The sequence below is a fragment of the Ruminococcus sp. SR1/5 genome (genome assembly GCF_000209835.1).
In the GTDB taxonomy this organism is placed as follows: Bacteria; Bacillota; Clostridia; order Lachnospirales; family Lachnospiraceae; genus Blautia_A; species Blautia_A fusiformis.
Window position 1 is genome coordinate 622,291 of record NC_021014.1, and the last position, 19,265, is coordinate 641,555.

16 protein-coding genes and 5 pseudogenes are annotated in these 19,265 nt (G+C 45.0%); 19 read left to right on the top strand and 2 right to left on the bottom strand.

Annotated features, from left to right (window positions below; genetic code table 11):
• Positions 1-21: 21 nt before the first annotated feature.
• Complete coding sequence (locus tag CK1_RS03125) at positions 22-870, top strand: D-alanyl-D-alanine carboxypeptidase family protein (protein WP_353611109.1); 849 nt, start codon at positions 22-24, stop codon at positions 868-870.
• A 111-nt stretch (positions 871-981) separates the two neighbouring features.
• Here CK1_RS03125 and CK1_RS03130 read toward each other — a convergent pair whose 3' ends face one another.
• Entirely contained in the window at positions 982-1,239 is a 258-nt protein-coding gene (locus CK1_RS03130) for a hypothetical protein (RefSeq protein ID WP_015524867.1), read from the bottom strand.
• A 144-nt stretch (positions 1,240-1,383) separates the two neighbouring features.
• On the opposite strand from CK1_RS03130, the pseudogene CK1_RS03135 reads away from it, so the two are divergent.
• The 9 genes and pseudogenes from CK1_RS03135 (at position 1,384) to rpsA (ending at position 10,552) form a co-directional block, all read left to right on the top strand.
• Positions 1,384-2,819: pseudogene (locus CK1_RS03135) on the top strand (acyl-CoA carboxylase subunit beta).
• A 13-nt stretch (positions 2,820-2,832) separates the two neighbouring features.
• Positions 2,833-3,594 (top strand): OadG family transporter subunit, encoded by a 762-nt coding sequence (locus CK1_RS03140; protein WP_015524869.1) that lies wholly within the window; start codon positions 2,833-2,835, stop codon positions 3,592-3,594.
• A 23-nt stretch (positions 3,595-3,617) separates the two neighbouring features.
• Entirely contained in the window at positions 3,618-3,998 is a 381-nt protein-coding gene (locus tag CK1_RS03145) for a biotin/lipoyl-containing protein (protein WP_015524870.1), read from the top strand.
• 15 nt (positions 3,999-4,013) lie between these two features.
• Positions 4,014-5,162, top strand: coding sequence for a sodium ion-translocating decarboxylase subunit beta (locus CK1_RS03150; RefSeq protein WP_015524871.1), 1,149 nt, complete (start codon positions 4,014-4,016; stop codon positions 5,160-5,162).
• Positions 5,163-5,198: 36 nt separating this feature from the next.
• Positions 5,199-6,611 (top strand): oxaloacetate decarboxylase subunit alpha, encoded by a 1,413-nt coding sequence (locus tag CK1_RS03155; protein WP_015524872.1) that lies wholly within the window; start codon positions 5,199-5,201, stop codon positions 6,609-6,611.
• A gap of 142 nt (positions 6,612-6,753) precedes the next feature.
• A pseudogene (locus tag CK1_RS03160) lies at positions 6,754-7,943 on the top strand (BaiN/RdsA family NAD(P)/FAD-dependent oxidoreductase).
• A 25-nt stretch (positions 7,944-7,968) separates the two neighbouring features.
• Entirely contained in the window at positions 7,969-8,634 is a 666-nt protein-coding gene (gene cmk / locus CK1_RS03165; protein ID WP_015524874.1) for a (d)CMP kinase, read from the top strand.
• Positions 8,631-9,495, top strand: a pseudogene (ispH, locus tag CK1_RS03170) (4-hydroxy-3-methylbut-2-enyl diphosphate reductase). Before cmk ends, ispH begins: the two are co-directional and overlap by 4 nt.
• The gene (gene rpsA / locus CK1_RS03175) at positions 9,476-10,552 is read left to right on the top strand and encodes a 30S ribosomal protein S1 (RefSeq protein WP_015524876.1); all 1,077 of its coding nucleotides are present in this window, start codon (positions 9,476-9,478) and stop codon (positions 10,550-10,552) included. Before ispH ends, rpsA begins: the two are co-directional and overlap by 20 nt.
• Before the next feature lie 99 nt (positions 10,553-10,651).
• Here the strand turns inward: rpsA and CK1_RS03180 are convergent, their stop codons facing one another.
• Positions 10,652-11,671, bottom strand: a complete 1,020-nt coding sequence (locus CK1_RS03180) for a ribonuclease H-like domain-containing protein (RefSeq protein WP_015524877.1) — start codon at positions 11,669-11,671, stop codon at positions 10,652-10,654.
• A gap of 479 nt (positions 11,672-12,150) precedes the next feature.
• Here CK1_RS03180 and rsxC point away from each other — a divergent pair.
• The 9 genes and pseudogenes from rsxC to ruvA all read left to right on the top strand — a co-directional run bounded on the left by rsxC (position 12,151) and on the right by ruvA (position 19,203).
• A pseudogene (gene rsxC, locus CK1_RS03185) lies at positions 12,151-13,475 on the top strand (electron transport complex subunit RsxC).
• A 14-nt stretch (positions 13,476-13,489) separates the two neighbouring features.
• Positions 13,490-14,465: pseudogene (locus CK1_RS03190) on the top strand (RnfABCDGE type electron transport complex subunit D).
• The gene (locus CK1_RS03195; protein WP_015524882.1) at positions 14,465-15,043 is read left to right on the top strand and encodes an RnfABCDGE type electron transport complex subunit G; all 579 of its coding nucleotides are present in this window, start codon (positions 14,465-14,467) and stop codon (positions 15,041-15,043) included. The pseudogene CK1_RS03190 and the gene CK1_RS03195 overlap by 1 nt, the downstream one beginning before the upstream one ends.
• Before the next feature lie 14 nt (positions 15,044-15,057).
• Entirely contained in the window at positions 15,058-15,762 is a 705-nt protein-coding gene (rsxE, locus tag CK1_RS03200) for an electron transport complex subunit RsxE (protein WP_015524883.1), read from the top strand.
• A gap of 16 nt (positions 15,763-15,778) precedes the next feature.
• On the top strand, positions 15,779-16,354 hold the full coding sequence (locus tag CK1_RS03205) for an electron transport complex protein RnfA (protein ID WP_015524884.1): 576 nt from the start codon (positions 15,779-15,781) through the stop codon (positions 16,352-16,354).
• Positions 16,355-16,367: 13 nt separating this feature from the next.
• Positions 16,368-17,159 carry an RnfABCDGE type electron transport complex subunit B gene (locus CK1_RS03210; RefSeq protein ID WP_015524885.1) on the top strand — a complete coding sequence of 264 codons (792 nt, stop codon included), beginning with the start codon at positions 16,368-16,370 and terminating at the stop codon, positions 17,157-17,159.
• A gap of 222 nt (positions 17,160-17,381) precedes the next feature.
• Positions 17,382-18,446, top strand: coding sequence for a tryptophan--tRNA ligase (trpS, locus tag CK1_RS03215; RefSeq protein WP_015524886.1), 1,065 nt, complete (start codon positions 17,382-17,384; stop codon positions 18,444-18,446).
• Positions 18,447-18,592: 146 nt separating this feature from the next.
• Positions 18,593-18,814, top strand: a complete 222-nt coding sequence (locus CK1_RS17930; RefSeq protein ID WP_353611111.1) for an OB-fold domain-containing protein — start codon at positions 18,593-18,595, stop codon at positions 18,812-18,814.
• Positions 18,799-19,203, top strand: a complete 405-nt coding sequence (ruvA, locus tag CK1_RS03220) for a Holliday junction branch migration protein RuvA (protein ID WP_015524887.1) — start codon at positions 18,799-18,801, stop codon at positions 19,201-19,203. The genes CK1_RS17930 and ruvA overlap by 16 nt, the downstream gene beginning before the upstream one ends.
• The last annotated feature ends 62 nt before the right edge of the window (positions 19,204-19,265 follow it).

Below are 19,265 nucleotides of genomic sequence, written 5' to 3' on the forward strand. Positions count from 1 at the left end.
CCGTGTACGGGGTGATGCATTATGAGCAAACGGCGTATGGCCGCTGTCGTGCTGGTGACAGCGGTCCTTATTATTTGTCAGATCTTTCCGGTAAAGGCGGCAGATGACGAAAATCTATATGCACTTTCTGCAGTTCTTATGGATGGGGAGAACGGCCGTGTGCTGTACGGAAAAGAAGCATACAAAGGACGGCCGAATGCCAGCACCACAAAGGTAATGACCTGTATTCTTGCTCTGGAGCTGGCAAAGGGAGATGATTACGTACAGGTTTCCGGGAATGCGGCATCTCAGCCACAGACACGTCTTGGCATGCGGGAAGGCCAGCAGTTTTATCTGGAGGATCTTCTCTATTCACTGATGCTGAAAAGCCATAATGATTCCGCAGTGGCCATCGCGGAACATATCGGTGGCTCCGTAGAAGGTTTTGCAGAGAAGATGAATGAAAAAGCAAAAGAGCTGGGATGTAAGGACACACATTTTGTTACACCCAATGGTCTGGATGGAGAAGATGAAGGCGGTATCCATCATACAACAGCCCGGGATCTTGCCTTGATCATGGCGTATGCAATAAAAAATGCAACATTTGTCCATATTACCCAGACTAGAGATTATACTTTCACGGATATCTCAGGAAAAAAGCATTATTCGGTACATAATACCAATGCTTTCCTGGATATGGAAACAGGAGTGATCTCCGGAAAAACAGGATTTACAGGAAATGCCGGATATTGTTATGTCTGCGCAGTCCGACAGGACGAGCGATTATTTATCGTGGCTCTTCTGGGATGCGGATGGCCCGGAAATAAAATTATAAATGGAGCGATACTAAGAAGCTTCTTTCCTATGGCAGGGAAAATTATCAGTATGTGATGCTGCCGGAGCTTCCGCAGCTGCCTGAGATCCCGGTAACAGAAGCAGCACCGGGAAAAGAAGATCCATATCCGCAAAAGTCCGATCGTTCCGGATATCCTCCCAAACAGGTTATGCTGAAAATACACGCAGTACTTTCTGAAAAAGATCGTGAGAAAAGATATCTTCTGAAAAAACAGAAACGATCACATGGGAAACGGAGCTTCCGGATAAGCTCCCGGCACCAATACAGAAAACCAGAAGATCGGTACACTCCATGCAAAGCTCAACGGAAAAGAACTCCTTTCCTGCCTTGTAACCGCCGATGACAAAATCGACAAAATTACCTATAAATGGTATGTGGATAAAGTATTTAAGGATTATTTCCATTAATTTAGCGACCCCTGGCATCTGTCAGGGGTTAATTTTTTAACATTCATGACGAAAAGTATTGAATTTTCGGTTAAAAAAAGGTACAATTATACTCGGCTGAATTTTTGGTTATATTAATAAAAAAATGGAGGGCATAGTATAATGAGTAATGCGACACAAAGCGTAGCGGCTGCAAGGATTAATTCCCTGCTTGACGCCAACAGTTTTGTTGAGATCGGACAGGCTGTTACAGCCAGAGCTACAGATTTCAACATGACTGAAAAAAAGCACCTTCAGACGGTGTGATCACCGGATATGGTGTGATTGACGGCAGTCTGGTGTATGTATACAGCCAGGATGCATCTGTACTGAACGGAACAGTTGGTGAGATGCATGCCAAAAAGATCGCCAAAATTTATGATCTCGCTCTGAAAGTTGGAGCACCGGTTATCGGTCTTGTAGACTGTGCGGGACTTCGTCTTCAGGAGGCTACCGATGCACTTGAGGCATTTGGTGAGATCTATCTGAAACAGACACTGGCATCCGGTGTTATTCCACAGATCACTGCTGTTTTCGGAACATGCGGCGGTGGAATGGCAGTTGTACCGGCTCTTACAGACTTTACATTTGTAGAGGAGAAGAAGGGCAGACTGTTTGTAAACACTCCAAATGCACTGGAAGGAAACAGAGTGGAAAAATGCGATTCAGCTTCCGCACAGTTCCAGAGTGAGGAGACAGGACTTGTTGATGGCATCGGAACAGAAGAGGAGATCCTTGGACAGATCCGTACACTGGTCAGCATGCTTCCGGAGAATAATGAAGATAATGACAGCTTCAAGGAATGCACAGATGACCTGAACAGAGTATGTGATGATATTGCAGGCTGCACAGGCGACACAGCTATTGCGCTTTCAAGAATCGCTGATAATGGTGAGTTTTTTGAAACAAAGGCAGCTTACGGCCAGGATGTCGTAACAGGCTTCCTTCGTCTGAACGGAGCTACCGTTGGCGCTGTTGCAAACAGAAGCGAATCTTACGATGCTGATGGCAATAAGACAGAGATTTCCGACGGAACTCTTTCTGCAAGAGGTGCAAGAAAAGCAGCAGACTTCGTAAAATTCTGTGATGCTTTTGAGATTCCGGTACTTACTCTTACTAATGTAACAGGATTTAAAGCTACACTCTGCAATGAGAAGATGATGGCTAAATCCGTTGGTGAGATGGTACATGCTTTTGCATCTGCAACTGTACCGAAGGTAAATGTTGTAATTGGTAAAGCATACGGAACTGCATACGTTGCCATGAACAGCAAATCTGTCGGAGCAGATATGGTTTATGCATGGGATACAGCTGAGATCGGTATGATGGATGCTTCCCTTGCAGCAAAGATCATGTATGAGGGAGCTGACGCTTCTACACTGAATGAGAAGGCAGCTGAGTACAAAGAACTCCAGAACGGTATCGCATCTGCAGCAGCAAGAGGATATGTGGATACTGTGATCAAAGCAGAAGATACAAGAAAATATGTAATCGGTGCTTTTGAGATGCTGTTCACAAAAAGGGAAGACCGTCCATCCAAAAAGCATGGAACAGTCTAAGTGAGGTGAGCGTATGAGACAGTTTTATAAAAAGATCTCTTCTGTCTGCATGGCACTTCTTTGCGTGGCCGCACTTCTGATCGGATGCACAGCTACTGCATGGGCTGCTGATGAGATTGATGATTCTGTAAAGAGTCAGCTTGTCACAACAACCAAGGGCCTGACGGATGCGATCATCGCAATGTCCGAGGATGATATCCAGGGATATCTGGAATCAGAGGATGCTTTCACACAGAGTGCTGCAAGTGCATGGGATGGCTCCAGAGAAGAGCTTGGTGAGAAAAAAGGTGATATCGAGGAGAAAGATATCACAGTGGAGTATTCCGATGATCAGTATACCGTTGTTGTTCCGGTATCCTTCGAGAAAAACAAAGCGAATTTCACTTATGTATTTGATAAATCAGGAACCCCGACATCTCTTACAGTTGATGTGAATTATACACTGGCACAGAACATGGAGAAGGCGGCGCTGAATACAGTGATGGGTCTCGGAACTGTATTTGTGATCTTGGCATTCCTGATCTTCGTGATCTCTCTTTTCAAATATATTCCCGGACTTGTGGAAGGAAAGAAAAAAGAGAGCAAACCGGCTCCGGCAGCCGCAGCACCGGCTCCGGTTGCAGCACCAGTTGCTGAGCCTGCTGTTGAGGATGTGACAGATGATGGTGAGCTTATTGCCGTGATCGCTGCAGCGATCGCTGCTTCTGAAGGCAAAACAAGCACAGACGGATTCGTAGTACGTTCCATCCGCAAAGTCAACCGCAGAAAAAGATAATCATTATTTAGGAGGATTTTAAAATGAAGAGTTATACAATTACTGTTAACGGAACAGCATATGAAGTTACTGTAGAAGAGAACGGAAACGCAGCAGCTCCAGTTGCAGCAGCACCAAAAGCAGCAGCTCCGGCTCCTAAGGCAGCTCCGGCAGCAGCTCCTAAGGCAGCAGCTCCGGCAGCAGGCGCAGGTTCTGTTAAAGTTTCCGCAGCCGTTCCTGGAAAAGTTGTAAAAATCGTTGCATCTGTTGGACAGAGCGTAAAAGCCGGTGACAGCGTAGTGATCGTTGAGTCCATGAAGATGGAGATCCCGGTTGTTGCTCCTCAGGACGGAACGATCGCCAGCATCGATGTTGCAGAGGGTGCTGCCGTTGAAAATGGAGATACTCTTGCAACAATGAACTAAACAGGAGGTAGACAAATGTCTTATGTAACAAATACCCTGTCAAACCTGATCCATCAGACAGCATTTTTCAACCTTACCTGGGGAAACTACCTGATGATCGCAGTGGCATGTGTGTTCTTATATCTTGCCATTAAACATGGTTTTGAGCCGCTGCTGTTGGTTCCGATCGCTTTTGGTATGCTTCTGGTAAATATTTATCCGGACATTATGCTGAGCATTGAGGATTCATCCAATGGCGTTGGCGGACTTCTTCATTATTTTTACTTAATGGATGAGTGGAGTATTCTTCCTTCACTGATCTTCCTGGGTGTCGGTGCGATGACAGACTTCGGTCCGCTGATCGCAAACCCGATCAGCTTCCTGATGGGAGCAGCTGCACAGCTTGGTATTTACCTTGCATACTTCCTTGCAATTTTCCTTGGATTTAATGGTAAAGCAGCAGCAGCGATCTCTATCATTGGTGGTGCTGACGGCCCGACTTCCATTTTCCTTGCAGGTAAGCTTGGACAGTCTTCTCTTATGGGACCGATCGCAGTGGCAGCATATTCCTATATGTCCCTGGTACCGATCATCCAGCCTCCGATCATGAAGGCATTCACAACAGAGAAAGAGCGTAAGATCAAAATGGCGCAGCTCCGTCCTGTTACAAAACTTGAGAAGATCCTTTTCCCGATCGTTATCACAATCGTTGTTTGCCTGATCCTTCCGACAACAGCTCCCCTTGTTGGTATGCTGATGCTCGGAAACCTGTTCCGTGAGTCCGGAGTTGTTAAACAGCTTTCTGAAACAGCTTCCAACGCTCTTATGTACATCGTAGTAATCCTTCTCGGAACATCTGTAGGTGCTTCCACAAGTGCTGAGGCGTTCCTGAACGTAGATACACTGAAGATCGTAGTTCTTGGTCTTGTTGCCTTTGCCTGCGGTACTTTTGGTGGTGTTATGCTTGGTAAGCTTCTCTGCAAGGTTACTCACGGAAAGATCAATCCTCTGATCGGATCAGCCGGTGTTTCTGCCGTTCCTATGGCAGCCCGTGTATCCCAGAAGGTTGGTGCTGAGGCAGATCCTACAAACTTCCTGCTGATGCATGCGATGGGACCGAACGTTGCTGGTGTTATCGGTACAGCGGTTGCTGCCGGTACATTCATGGCGATCTTTGGTGTCTAACCCATTGTCTTATAAAAATTTGTAAGGAGAATAATTATGGCAGAAATAGAGAAAAAACCTGTGAAAGTTGTGGAAACGATCCTGCGTGACGCTCATCAGTCCCTGATTGCTACACGTATGAGCACAGAGCAGATGCTTCCGATCATTGAGAAGCTTGACAAAGTCGGCTACTATGCAGTAGAGTGCTGGGGCGGTGCTACTTTCGATGCTTCCTTACGTTTCCTGAAAGAGGATCCGTGGGAAAGACTTCGTAAACTTCGTGACGGTTTCAAAAACACAAAGCTTCAGATGCTGTTCCGTGGACAGAACATCCTTGGATATCGTCCATATGCAGATGATGTAGTAGAGTATTTTGTACAGAAATCCGCAGCTAACGGTATCGATATCATCCGTATCTTTGACTGTATGAATGACCTTCGTAACCTTCAGACAGCTGTAAAAGCAGCAAACAAGGAGAAAGCACATGCACAGGTTGCAATGGCTTACACACTTGGTGATGCTTACACACTTGATTACTGGACAGATCTTGCAAAACGTATCGAGGATATGGGTGCAGATTCCATCTGTATCAAAGATATGGCAGGACTTCTTGTTCCGTACAAAGCTACAGAGCTTGTTCAGGCTCTCAAAGAGACTGTTAAGATCCCGATCGATCTTCATTCTCACTATACATCCGGTGTTGCTTCCATGACATATATGAAGGCAGTAGAGGCAGGTGTTGACATCATCGACACAGCAATGTCTCCGTTTGCTCTTGGAACATCCCAGCCGGCAACAGAGGTTATGGTTGAGACCTTCAAGGGAACACCATATGATACAGGATTTGATCAGCAGCTTCTCGCTGAGATCGCTGACTACTTCCGTCCGATGCGTGATGAGGCTCTTGATACAGGTCTTCTCAATCCGAAGAACCTTGGTGTAAACATCAAGACTCTTCTGTATCAGGTACCAGGCGGAATGCTTTCCAACCTGACATCACAGCTGAAAGAGCAGCATGCCGAGGATAAATTCTACGAAGTACTTGAGGAAGTTCCGCGTGTACGTAAAGACCTTGGTGAGCCACCGCTTGTTACACCGTCCTCCCAGATCGTTGGTACACAGGCTGTATTTAACGTGATCATGGGCGAGCGTTACAAGGTTGTCACAAAAGAGACAAAAGACGTGTTAAGTGGTAAGTATGGCGCAACAGCCAGACCGTTCAATCCGGAAGTACAGAAAAAATGTATCGGAGATATTGAACCGATCACATGCCGTCCGGCAGATCTTCTGGAGGATGAGCTTGATAAGCTTGAGAGCGAGATGGCACAGTACAAGGAGCAGGATGAGGATGTTCTCACATATGCACTGTTCCCGCAGGTTGCCATGGACTTCTTTAAATATCGCCAGGCTCAGAAGACAAAAGTTGATGAGACTGTAGCAGATACCAAGAACGGCGCATACCCGGTATAAAGCACACATAGAAATGCAGATGCATTTCAAAACAGGAAAAGGAGCTTGCTGTATGCAGGCTCCTTTGTGCATAAAAAAGATAAAAAAGGCAGGATAACAGGTAATGTCCAAAGTTGCGATCATAGGCGGCGGTGCCGCCGGAATGCTCTGCGGTGTATATGCTGCGCGCAGAGGACACCAGGTTCACATACTGGAAAAAAATGAGAAACTAGGAAAAAAGCTTTTCATCACCGGAAAGGGACGATGCAACGTCACCAATGATTCCGATACCGAAGAACTTTTTCCGGCAGTGATGTCAAACCGCAAATTTCTTTACAGTGCTTTCTACACCTATGGAAGCAGAGATGTGATGGAATTTTTTGAGGAGGCAGGAGTGCCGCTGAAAACAGAGCGTGGAAACCGGGTTTTTCCGGTATCGGATCATTCATCAGATATTATCCGTGCGCTTGAGCGGGAACTGAAAAAAGCCGGAGCGCAGATCCATCTTCATACAGAGGTAAAGGAAGTTTGTACACAGGATGAAAAAGTTACCGGTGTATTACTTTCGGACGGTACCTTTTTTGAAGCGGATACTGTGGTAGTTGCCACAGGAGGGCTTTCCTACCCGTCCACAGGTTCCACAGGAGATGGATATCGTTTTGCTGCTGAGACGGGACATAAAGTTGTTTCCCAGTCACCATCACTGGTACCTCTGGTGGCAAAAGAAGATTATGTTTCCAAACTTCAGGGCCTTTCCCTTCGGAATGTGGAGCTTACAGTAAAATCCGGCAAAAAAGTTCTCTATAAAGATTTCGGCGAGATGATGTTTACTCATTTCGGAGTGACAGGACCGCTGATCCTTTCCGCCAGCGCCCAGATCGGCAAAAAGCTGGAAAAGGAGCCTTTGGAGGCTTTCCTGGATCTGAAGCCGGCGCTTGATGCAGAACAGCTTGATGCCCGGATCCTGCGTGAATTTGATGCAAATCATAACAAGCAGTTTAAAAATGTGATCGGTGTTCTTTTTCCGTCTTCTCTGACTCCGATCATGATCGAAATTGGCGGTATCCCCGGGGAAAAACCGGTACATGAGATCTCCAGGGAAGAGCGTCAGGCTTTTGGCCGTCTGATCAAGGCTTTTCCGTTTACGATCACGGGAATGGGAGAGTTTAAGGAAGCGATCATCACAAGAGGCGGTGTGTCAGTAAAAGAGATACAGCCATCCACAATGGAATCCAAAAAATAAAAAATCTGTATTTTACAGGTGAAGTACTGGATCTGGATGCAGTGACCGGTGGCTATAATCTTCAGATCGCATGGTCTACAGCGTATGCGGCAGCTCAGGCGATCGAATAACAGAAAAGAGGAAGGAGCAACGATTATGGGTATTAATATTGCAATTGACGGACCGGCAGGTGCAGGAAAAAGCACAATTGCAAAAAAAGTGGCAAAGGAGCTGTCCTTTATTTATGTAGATACAGGGGCAATGTATCGTGCCATGGCACTTTATCTTCTGGAAAAAGGGATCAGCGGTGACGAAAAAATCTCTGAAGCCTGTCACGATGCGGATATCTCTATCCGTTATGAGAACGGTGAGCAGCAGGTGATCCTTAACGGAAAGAATGTAACTGCGTTCCTCCGTAAGGAAGAGGTAGGAAATATGGCATCTGTAAGCTCTGCAAATCCGGAGGTGCGTGCACATCTTCTGAAGCTGCAGCGCAATCTTGCAGCCGAAAATAATGTAGTTATGGACGGAAGAGATATCGGAACCACCATTCTTCCCAATGCGGAAGTGAAGATCTTTCTGACTGCAAGTGCAAAGACCCGTGCCAGCAGACGATACCTGGAGCTTACAGAGAAGGGTGAAGCCTGCGATATGGATGAGATTCTGAAAGATATCGTTGACAGAGATGAGAGAGATATGAACCGCGCGGTTTCTCCGCTTAAAAAAGCAGAGGATGCTGTTCTTGTTGATTCATCTGAGATGGGAATTGACGAAGTGGTTGAGAGTATCCTTTCCGTATACAGAAAAAGGGTGAATGGATGAATGTAAAAGTTGCAGAAACTGCCGGCTTCTGTTTCGGCGTACAAAGAGCAGTTGACCGTGTTTATGAGCTGATCGGTTCCGATGCAGCACCGATTTATACACTGGGCCCGATCATCCATAATGAGGAGGTTGTCTCAGATCTCGAAAAAAGGTGTGGCTGTGATCTGTGAGAAGGATCTTGGCAGCCTGAAGGGCGGCACTGTTGTGATCCGTTCCCATGGAGTAGGTCGCAGGGTTTATAACACGATCAAAAAATATGGTCTCGGATATGTAGATGTTACCTGTCCTTTTGTGCTGAAGATCCACAAGATCGTTGAGAGAGAAAGCTCCAGAGGTGCCCATATTGTGATCATCGGTGATCCGGGTCATCCGGAAGTACAGGGGATCTGCGGATGGTGTCAGGGACCATATACAGTGATCAGAAATGCTGAGGATGCTGAGAAATTCAATATTTCTCCGGAAAAAGAAGTATGTGTAGTGTCCCAGACGACATTTAATTACAACAAATTTCAAGAATTAGTTGAAATTCTCCGCAAAAAGAGTTATGATAATAATGTTTTAAATATTTTAAATATTTTAAACACTATTTGTAATGCTACCGAAGAACGGCAGAAAGAAGCTAAAGCGATAGCCGGAGAGGTAGACACTATGCTGGTCGTAGGTGGCCGACATAGCTCCAATACTCAAAAGCTGTTTGAAATATGTAAAAAGGAATGTGGAAATACTTACTATATACAAACACCTGTAGACTTGGATTCTGAAATGTTCCAATGCAGTAGTTGTGTAGGTATTACAGCAGGGGCTTCCACCCCAAAGAAAATTATTGAGGAGGTTCAAGAACATGTCAGAGTTAAGTTTTGAACAGATGCTGGAAGATTCCGTAAAAACAATCAGAAATGGAGAGATCGTACAGGGTACCGTCATCGATGTTAAAGATGATGAGATCATCCTGAATATCGGCTATAAAGCAGACGGTATCATCACAAAGAACGAGTACACAAACGATTCAAGCGTTGTGCTTACAGACGTTGTTAAACCTGGCGATACCATGGAAGCAAAGGTTCTCAAAGTAAACGACGGAGAGGGACAGGTTACACTTACCTACAAACGTCTTGCAGCAGAGAAAGGCAACAAACGTCTTGAGGAGGCATTCGAGAACCAGGAGGTTCTGAAGGCTCCTGTAACACAGGTACTTGACGGTGGTCTTTGTGTCAATGTTGAGGAAGCAAGAGTATTCATTCCTGCAAGCCTTGTATCTGACACATATGAGAAAGATCTTTCCAAATATGCAGATCAGGAGATCGAGTTCGTTATCACAGAGTTCAACCCAAGAAGACGCCGTATCATCGGTAACCGCAAACAGCTTCTTCTTGCTGAGAAAGCTGAGAAACAGAAAGAGCTTCTTGCTAAGATCAACGTAGGCGATAAAGTTGAGGGTGTTGTTAAGAATGTTACAGATTTCGGTGCATTCATCGACCTCGGCGGAGCAGACGGACTTCTTCACATCTCTGAGATGTCCTGGGGCAGAGTAGAGAACCCGAAGAAGGTATTCAATGTAGGTGATAAAGTTACAGTTCTTATCAAAGATATCAACGGAGACAAGATCGCACTTTCCCTTAAATTCCCGGAGGAGAACCCATGGCTTACAGCTGCTGAGGACTTCGCAGTAGGAAACGTAGTAAAGGGCAAAGTTGCACGTATGACAGATTTCGGTGCATTTGTTGAGCTTGCACCTGGAGTAGATGCTCTTCTTCATGTATCTCAGATCTCCAGAGAGCACGTTGCGAAACCATCTGATGTACTTTCCATCGGTCAGGAGATCGAGGCTAAGGTTGTTGATTTTAATGGCGAAGACAGAAAGATCAGCCTCAGCATGAAAGCACTCGAGGATAATTCTGCAGAGCAGACAGAGGAGTAATTTTTCAGAAGCTGTACAGCAGTTGAATATTTTGAATTTCAGAGGCCGTCACATTTATTGTGACGGCCTTTTTTTGATTGGAAATGCGTAACAGAGATATTATTTAAGAACAGAAAGATAATATGGCAGGCAGTGTTTCAGATAGGTTTTCTGTTTTAAAGGATCATGCAGAAAAGCTTCTGTTACAGGAAACCAGGTATAACAGTTGTCCCTTTTGGCAGGTCTTCGGAGCTTTTTATCCATGCAGGCACTTAAGGTTTTTGGTATTGCAGTGTCTTCGGAAGGGATGTAATCGTAATCCTTATAATTGGAGTAGTATTGCTTTAAACGTCCATTTTGAGACTTTACAAGAAGACGGACACAGTTATTCTGTCCAATTATGTAGAATTCTTCACTATGATTTGAAAATTTAACAGGCAGATCGTAATTAGTTTTAATGGTAAAGGCTAATTGATCGTCTTGAATTTCACAATTTAGTGATTCGTAATCTTCATTGAAAAGAGCAAGATAGGACAGCATTGAGAAAATTTTTCCAAGTCCCAGAAGATCTTCCCGGTTATGTCCCATAACGATCTCTGCCGCTTCCGGTTTCTTTCCGAAAGCGAATTGTTTGTAAAGACGGATGCAGGCACCTCCATCACAGTAGTTCCGTTCAGTGATACCGAGAAATGATTCCATAGAAGGCTGATTCATCCGTGAAAGCTTCAAAAGTCCCTTGAGCGGCTTTAGTTCCCGGTAAAGGTCCAGAGAAGGCAGCTTTGCAAAAGGGGAAGGCAGTCCGTAGATCTGATATCGCGCATCCAGATAAGGCTGGTCAAAGCTGTCACCGTTATACTGGATCGTACATGAAAAATCCTGAAGGAATTCAGAAAATGTTTTCAGAAGTTCAGGTTCTTCCTCTTCGTTTTCAATCATCCACTGGTACATCTGCCAGTTGTTTCCTTCGTAGGCTACAGCACCGATCAGATACAGAAAAGTGGAATTTCGTGATAGTCCTGTAGTTTCAATATCATAGAAAAGCGGTACAAAACGCTCTGAAAATCCATGATTTTTAGTCAATTTTTTAACAGTCTCAAGGTCTGGAAACCCTTGTAAAATCGGCATTTTTTTAACGATCATGTTAATTTTCTCCTTTATGGATTGTATCTGATTATACACAAAAAAATTGCTTTTCAATAGTGCAATTTAAAGTGAAATGAGTTATAGTTATTAGTAGAGTTGATGATAAAAAACAGGAAATGGTACTGGATTTATGTGGGGATTGACAGTGAAAAAATGACTATTATCGCTTCATAAATTGGTTATTCATTTACAGCTTTTTTATGAGCTGGTGAATATCTTCTACCGAAGTATATCACAGGATCGTGTCTGGATTCAACCTTTCATACATATCCTGCTCAAAGCAGAAGCTACTTTGTTACTGTTCGCTGGTAATGTTTCGCGAAATGATTTATGGGAGCGAAATAGATCTTGTTTGTCTTGGATGAAATAAGAAAAGGAAAATCAGAAACATAGAATCAACTTTAAAAAAGAGTATATGCGCAACGCAGAAATACCATGTACATGTACTTGCAAAAATAAAGGAGGAGATGAGATCTATGGCATTTTTAACCTTCAGGGGTGGTATCCATCCTTATGACGGCAAAGATTTGTCAAAAAACTGTCCTGTCGAAAAGTATCTGCCGAAGGGAGATCTGGCAATTCTTGTTTCTCAGCACATCGGAGCTCCGGCCAAGCCGATCGTAAAAAAGGTGATCATGTGCTTGCAGGACAGAAAATCGCAGAAGCAGGAGGATTTGTTTCCGCACCGATACACTCGTCTGTATCAGGAACCGTAAAGGGAATCGAGAAACGTCTGACCGCAGTAGGCGCCATGGGTGATGCGATCATCATTGAGAATGACGGTCTGTACGAATCTGTGGAATATGCACCTGCAAAGCTTTCGGATCTTTCCAAGGAGGATATCCTGAAAAGGATTCAGGAAGGCGGAGTTGTTGGTCAGGGTGGTGCAGGTTTCCCGACACATGTAAAGCTCTCACCAAAGGAACCCGACAAGATCGATCATATCCTGGTCAACGGTGCGGAATGTGAGCCTTATATCACCAGTGACTACCGAAGGATGATGGAAGAACCGGAAAGTATTGTTGGTGGTCTGGAAGTAATCCTGAAAGCTTTCCCGAAGGCAGTGGGATGTATCTGTATCGAGGACAACAAACCGGATTGTATTGCCAGGATGAAAGAAGCCATCAAAGGCAAAGAGCGTATGGAAGTAAAAGAGCTTAAGACCAAATACCCTCAGGGTGGTGAGCGTACACTGATCTATGCGGTAACAGGCAGAGAGATCAATTCCACCATGCTTCCGGCAGACGTAGGATGCGTGGTTGATAACGTAGAGACCGTCACTTCTGTTTATAAGGCAGTGATCCTTGGACAGCCGGTCATCAGCCGTAATGTAACGGTTACCGGAGACGGTATCCGTACACCGAAGAACTTTTCCGTTCTTACAGGCACAGATCTGTCTGAACTGGTAGATGCTGCAGGCGGACTGAAGGAAAAGATCGCAAAAGCAATCTCCGGCGGACCGATGATGGGATTTGCGCTGTATGATCTTCATATTCCATGTACGAAGACAACTTCTTCCCTGCTTTTCCTGGAGCGTGACGCAGTTTCCGAGGCGAAGCAGATCCAGACTGCATGTATCAATTGCGGACGTTGTGTAAGCGTCTGTCCGGGCCATGTGGTTCCGGCCCGCCTTGCAACTCTTGCAGAACACGGTGATATGGCAGGCTTCGAAAAAATGGATGGTATGGAATGCTGCGAGTGCGGCTGCTGCAGTTACATCTGTCCGGCCAAACGACCTCTGACTCAGAGTATTAAATCTATGAGAAAAATGGTTCTTGCAGAGCGCAAGAAAAAGAAATAGGGGGAGGAATAACAATGGAACAAATGTATAACGTATCATCTAATCCCCATATCAGGGATAAAATGACCACCAGCCGTATTATGCAGCTGGTAGTGATCGCACTTCTGCCGACAACACTTTTCGGTATCTGGAACTTTGGAGTGCATGCACTCCTTGTAGTGCTGGCGACGGTTGCATCCAGTGTGTTTTTGAATGGCTGTATGACCGACTGATGCATAAAAGAATACAACTACTGATTTCAGTGCAGTTGTAACAGGACTTCTGCTTGCACTGAACATGCCGCCCCAGATCCCGATCTGGATGCCGATCCTTGGCAGTGCTTTTGCGATCATTGTTGTAAAACAGCTGTTCGGTGGACTTGGACAGAACTTTATGAACCCGGCTCTTGCAGGAAGATGTTTCCTTATGATCTCTTTTGCCGGAAAAATGACTAACTTTGCAGTTTCCAAAAGCTCCCATGCTGTTGTAGATGCGGTTACACAGGCAACACCTCTGGCAGCGCTTAAAAGCCAGGGATTCATTGAGGGGACTTCTATTCCTGTAAAGAATCTCTTCCTTGGTAATATCCAGGGTACCATCGGTGAGACTTCTGCCCTGGCGATCCTCATCGGTGCAGTGATCCTTCTTGCATTTAAGATCATCGATCTGAAGGTACCTCTTACATATATTGGAAGTTTTGCAGTATTTGTCATTTTCTATATGTTGGGAACAGGCAAAGGCTTTGATGTAAACTATCTTTTCAGTCATATCTTTGGAGGCGGTCTGATGCTTGGTGCCTGGTTTATGGCAACCGATTATGTGACGACTCCGATCACTCCGAAAGGTCAGCTGGTATATGGCTGCTGCCTCGGTATCGTGACAGCGGTATTCCGTCTCTTTGGTGGTTCCGCAGAGGGCGTTTCCTATGCGATCATTTTCTGCAATCTTCTGGTTCCGCTTATTGAAAAAGTAACAAAACCGGTTGCTTTTGGAAAAGGAGGCAAGAAATAATGGGTAAGATTATCAGAAATACATTGATCCTTACGATCATTACAGTAGTTGCCGGCCTTGGCCTTGGACTGGTTTACGAAGTTACCAAAGAACCCATTGCAAGAACCGAGGAACAGGCAAAAAAAGAAGCATGGCAGACTGTATTCAGTGATGTAAGCCTGGAAGATTTTAAAGCTGTAGATGTAGACAAGGAAGCAGCAGATAAAACAGTTGCAGATCTTGGAATCAAAGCAACCGTAGATGAAGTCTGTGAAGCAGCAGATGAAGGCTATGTGGTAACTGTAACCGATAAAGAGGGTTACGGCGGTGATATCCAGATCACAGTTGGTGTAACAAAAGACGGTACCGTCAGCGGCGTTTCCATTCTTTCCATCAGTGAGACTGCCGGACTTGGAATGCGTGCTACAGAAGCGAAGTTCCAGGAACAGTATGTTGGAAAGAATACCGATAAATTCTATGTATCCAAGGACGGCGGCGAAGGTGAGCCTATTGATGCTATCAGTGGTGCGACCATCACATCCAGAGCTTTTACCGGTGCAGTCAATACAGCTATCGGCTATTGCAAAAACGCATTTTAGGAGGGTAGTTGAATATGAATAATTGTGGTGAAAGATTAAAAAACGGCATTATAACCGAAAATCCGATTTTCGTCCTGATGCTTGGTATGTGTCCTACCCTTGCGGTAACGACTTCTGCGATCAATGGTATTGGTATGGGACTTTCCACAACCGTAGTTCTGGTTATGTCAAACATGCTCATCTCCATGTTGCGTAAGGTTATCCCGGATTCTGTCAGAATGCCGGCCTTTATCGTAGTTGTAGCATCGTTTGTAACTATCGTACAGTTTCTGATGGAGGGCTTTACTCCTTCTCTTTATGAGTCACTTGGAATTTACATTCCACTGATCGTTGTTAACTGTATCATTCTGGGACGTGCAGAGAGTTATGCTTCCAAGAACCCTGTCCTTCCGTCTATCTTTGACGGACTTGGAATGGGTCTTGGCTTTACAGTGGGCCTGGTTGCCATTGGTCTTGTAAGAGAGATCCTTGGTTCCGGAAAGGCTTTCGGAGCACAGATCATTCCGGTTGCTGATGCAGCTACCGGTGCTGCCGGCTATACCCCGATCACTATCTTTATCCTTGCACCTGGAGCATTTCTGGTTCTTGCCGGACTTGCAGCAATCCAGAACAAAGTAAAGATCAACATGGCAAAGAAGGGCAAAGATGTTTCCAAGATCCAGTCCGGCTGTGGCTCCAATTGTGCGACCTGCGGCGGATGTCCTTCCGACAAAGAATAAAAAGGGGGAATAGAAAATGGCAAGCTTGATGTTGATCGCAATTGGTTCTGCGCTTTGCAGTAACGTTGTATTGAGTCAGTTCCTGGGAATCTGTTCTTTCCTTGGAGTTTCCAAGAAAACAGAAACCGCAGCCGGCATGGGTGGTGCAGTTGTGTTTGTTATTACTATTGCATCTTTTGTTGCAGGACTGCTTTATAAATTCATCCTGGTACCGACCCATTTTGAGTATCTGAAAACGATCGTATTTATCCTGGTTATCGCGGCACTGGTACAGATCGTAGAAATGTTTCTCAAGAAATTTGTACCATCCCTTTACAAGGCACTTGGTGTATACCTTCCTCTGATCACAACAAACTGTGCAGTTCTTGGTGTAGCACTGAACAATGTTAAATATGAATACAGCATTCTTGAAAGTGTTGTCAACGGATTTGCCACAGGTGTAGGTTACCTGATCGCAATTGTATTACTTGCGGGAATCCGTGAAAAAATGGAATACAACGATATTCCGGAATCCTTCCAGGGTATGCCGATCGTTCTGCTTACGGCAGCACTGATGGCTATTGCATTCTTTGGATTCTCCGGAATCGTATAGGAGGAAGAAGAGCATGAGTATAACAGGAATTATTATGGCTGCAGTCATTGTCGGCGGTACTGGTTTATTCATTGGTATCTTCCTCGGACTTGCAGACAAGAAATTAACCGTTAAGGTAGATGAAAAGGAAGAAGCAATTCTCGGCGTTCTTCCAGGAAATAACTGTGGTGGTTGTGGATATCCGGGATGTTCCGGACTCGCTGCCGCAATTGCAAAGGGAGAAGCTCCTGTAGATCAGTGTCCGGTTGGCGGTGCTCCGGTTGCAGCCAAGATTGGCGCGATCATGGGACAGGAAGTAAAAGAAACCGCACGTCAGGTTGCTTTTGTAAAATGTGCGGGAACCTGTGATAAGACGACTGTGAAATATGAGTACACAGGTGTGGAAGACTGCGAGATGATGGCTTTCATCCCTGGCAGCGGTGCAAAAAACTGTACATTTGGATGTATGGGCTTCGGAAGCTGTGTAAAGGCATGTCCATTTGATGCGATCCATATAGTGAATGGTATTGCGGTCGTAGATCAGGAAGCATGTAAAGCCTGTGGCAAATGTGTTGCCAAATGTCCGCGTCACCTGATCGAGCTGGTACCATATGACAAACAGACACGTGTAGCCTGCAGCTCCCACGCAAAAGGTAAGGCAGTTACAACTGCCTGCGAGCTTGGCTGTATCGGCTGTAAAAAATGTGAGAAGAATTGTCCGTCCGAGGCGATCATAGTTACCGATTTCTGTGCACACATCGATTACAATAAGTGTACAGGCTGCGGTAAATGTAAGGAAGTTTGCCCAAGACATGTGATTCTGTAAAACAAAAAGGACTGCCTGTCACGGAAGTTTTCCGAGTGACGTGGCAGTTCTTTTTTGGAATAAAGCATGTTGTGCCCGATAATGCATAAATAAATACGTACAAGCTTTTGGTTATATTTCAATGAAAAATTGCAGTTTCCGGTTAAAAATATTTGACCGGTGAATTTCAAGGGGCTATAATAGGATATAAATATTCAGTATACTTCAAGGAGAACGAAATTCATGAGTAAGATTATTTTAACTGGCGACCGCCCGACGGGGCGCCTTCATGTAGGTCATTATGTTGGATCTCTGGCAGAGCGTGTGAAGCTGCAGAATTCCGGCTTATATGATGAGATTTATATTATGATCGCAGATGCCCAGGCACTTACAGATAATGCAGAGCATCCGGAGAAAGTACGCCATAACATTCTTCAGGTTGCTCTGGACTATCTGGCATGCGGGCTTGATCCGGAGAAATCCAATATTTTTATCCAGTCCATGGTTCCGGAGCTGACAGAACTTACCTTTTATTATATGAATCTGGTTACGGTAGCACGAGTACAGCGTAATCCTACCGTTAAATCCGAGATTAAGATGCGTAATTTTGAAGCCAGCATCCCGGTAGGCTTTTTCTGCTATCCGATCAGTCAGGCTGCTGATATTACTGCTTTCCGTGCAACACATGTACCGGTAGGTGAAGATCAGCTTCCGATGCTTGAGCAGTGCAAGGAGATCGTCCATAAATTCAATACCGTTTACGGTGATACGCTGACAGATCCGGAAATTGTTCTTTCTTCCAATAAAGCATGCTTACGTCTTCCGGGAATTGACGGAAAGGCTAAGATGAGTAAATCTCTCGGAAACTGCATCTATCTGTCTGATGAAGAAGATGTTGTGAAGAAAAAGATCATGTCCATGTTCACAGATCCGAACCATCTTCGTGTTCAGGATCCTGGTCGTGTAGAGGGAAATCCGGTATTTATCTATCTGGATGCCTTCAGCCGCCCGGAACATTTTGCTGAATTTCTGCCAGAGTATCAGAATCTGGATGAACTTAAGGCTCACTATCAGAGAGGTGGCCTTGGTGATGTGAAAGTCAAGAAGTTCCTGAATAATGTTATGCAGGCAGAGCTTGGACCGATCCGTGAAAGAAGGAAAATGTGGGAGCAGCGAACCGAAGATGTGTTCGATATCCTGAAAGCCGGTACAGAGGTTGCCAGAGAAAAAGCTGCCGCAACGCTTCATGATGTCCGTTCTTCTATGCGGATCAATTATTTTGAGGATCAGGATTTCCTTAATCAGTGATAGAAAACAGCGAGAGAAATCACAGGCTTGTATATAGGATCAACCCGGAGATTGTATTCCGGGTTGATTTTTTTTGAAAATTATGTTACTATTGCGTTCATATGGGAAACAGATGTTCAGCTGTTTCAGGGAAGGAGCCTTGAGATTTGATTTCTTTTGTAAAAGGTACCGTAGCAGATATCGGTGAAAATTGTCTGGTTGTGGAAAATGGCGGAATTGGTTATGAGATTTATATGACAGGACAGGATCTTGGGAAAGCACGGATAGGCGATGAAAAGAAGATCCATACCTTTCTCTATGTGCGGGAGGATATTCTACAGCTATATGGTTTTTTTCGAAGGATGATCTTGGCATGTTCAAGCTTCTGATCGGTGTCAACGGAGTCGGACCTAAAGGCGCTCTAGGTATCCTTTCCGGGATCAGTGCAGACGAGCTTCGTTTTGCAGTGCTTTCCGATGATGTAAAAACAATCTCCAAGGCGCCTGGAATTGGGAAAAAGACAGCCCAGAAAATGATCCTGGAGCTGAAAGACAAGCTGAAGCTGGAAGATGCTTTTGAGATGAAACTGGCGCATCAGCAGGAAGAAGCAGCTGAGGGAGCATCTGATCTGAGGGATAGTCGTCAGGAAGCGGTGGAGGCGCTTGTCGCATTAGGATACAGTTCTGCAGATGCCCTTCGTGCAGTACGAAAGGTACCGGAAGATGTGCCGGCAGATGATGTAGAAGCAATTCTTCGGGCTGCACTGAAAAATTTTTAACAAATGTAGCAAGAATTCTCCCACCTCTTCAGATGGTGAGATGAATTGCACATCTGAGCATA

Coding starts and splice junctions, on each gene's coding strand:
- CK1_RS03125 (WP_353611109.1), top strand. CDS start 22: ATGAGCAAACGGCGTATGGCCGCTGTCGTGCTGGTGACAGCGGTCCTT.
- CK1_RS03130 (WP_015524867.1), bottom strand. CDS start 1,239: ATGGAAATAATCCTTAAATACTTTATCCACATACCATTTATAGGTAAT.
- CK1_RS03140 (WP_015524869.1), top strand. CDS start 2,833: ATGAGACAGTTTTATAAAAAGATCTCTTCTGTCTGCATGGCACTTCTT.
- CK1_RS03145 (WP_015524870.1), top strand. CDS start 3,618: ATGAAGAGTTATACAATTACTGTTAACGGAACAGCATATGAAGTTACT.
- CK1_RS03150 (WP_015524871.1), top strand. CDS start 4,014: ATGTCTTATGTAACAAATACCCTGTCAAACCTGATCCATCAGACAGCA.
- CK1_RS03155 (WP_015524872.1), top strand. CDS start 5,199: ATGGCAGAAATAGAGAAAAAACCTGTGAAAGTTGTGGAAACGATCCTG.
- cmk (WP_015524874.1), top strand. CDS start 7,969: ATGGGTATTAATATTGCAATTGACGGACCGGCAGGTGCAGGAAAAAGC.
- rpsA (WP_015524876.1), top strand. CDS start 9,476: ATGTCAGAGTTAAGTTTTGAACAGATGCTGGAAGATTCCGTAAAAACA.
- CK1_RS03180 (WP_015524877.1), bottom strand. CDS start 11,671: ATGATCGTTAAAAAAATGCCGATTTTACAAGGGTTTCCAGACCTTGAG.
- CK1_RS03195 (WP_015524882.1), top strand. CDS start 14,465: ATGGGTAAGATTATCAGAAATACATTGATCCTTACGATCATTACAGTA.
- rsxE (WP_015524883.1), top strand. CDS start 15,058: ATGAATAATTGTGGTGAAAGATTAAAAAACGGCATTATAACCGAAAAT.
- CK1_RS03205 (WP_015524884.1), top strand. CDS start 15,779: ATGGCAAGCTTGATGTTGATCGCAATTGGTTCTGCGCTTTGCAGTAAC.
- CK1_RS03210 (WP_015524885.1), top strand. CDS start 16,368: ATGAGTATAACAGGAATTATTATGGCTGCAGTCATTGTCGGCGGTACT.
- trpS (WP_015524886.1), top strand. CDS start 17,382: ATGAGTAAGATTATTTTAACTGGCGACCGCCCGACGGGGCGCCTTCAT.
- ruvA (WP_015524887.1), top strand. CDS start 18,799: ATGTTCAAGCTTCTGATCGGTGTCAACGGAGTCGGACCTAAAGGCGCT.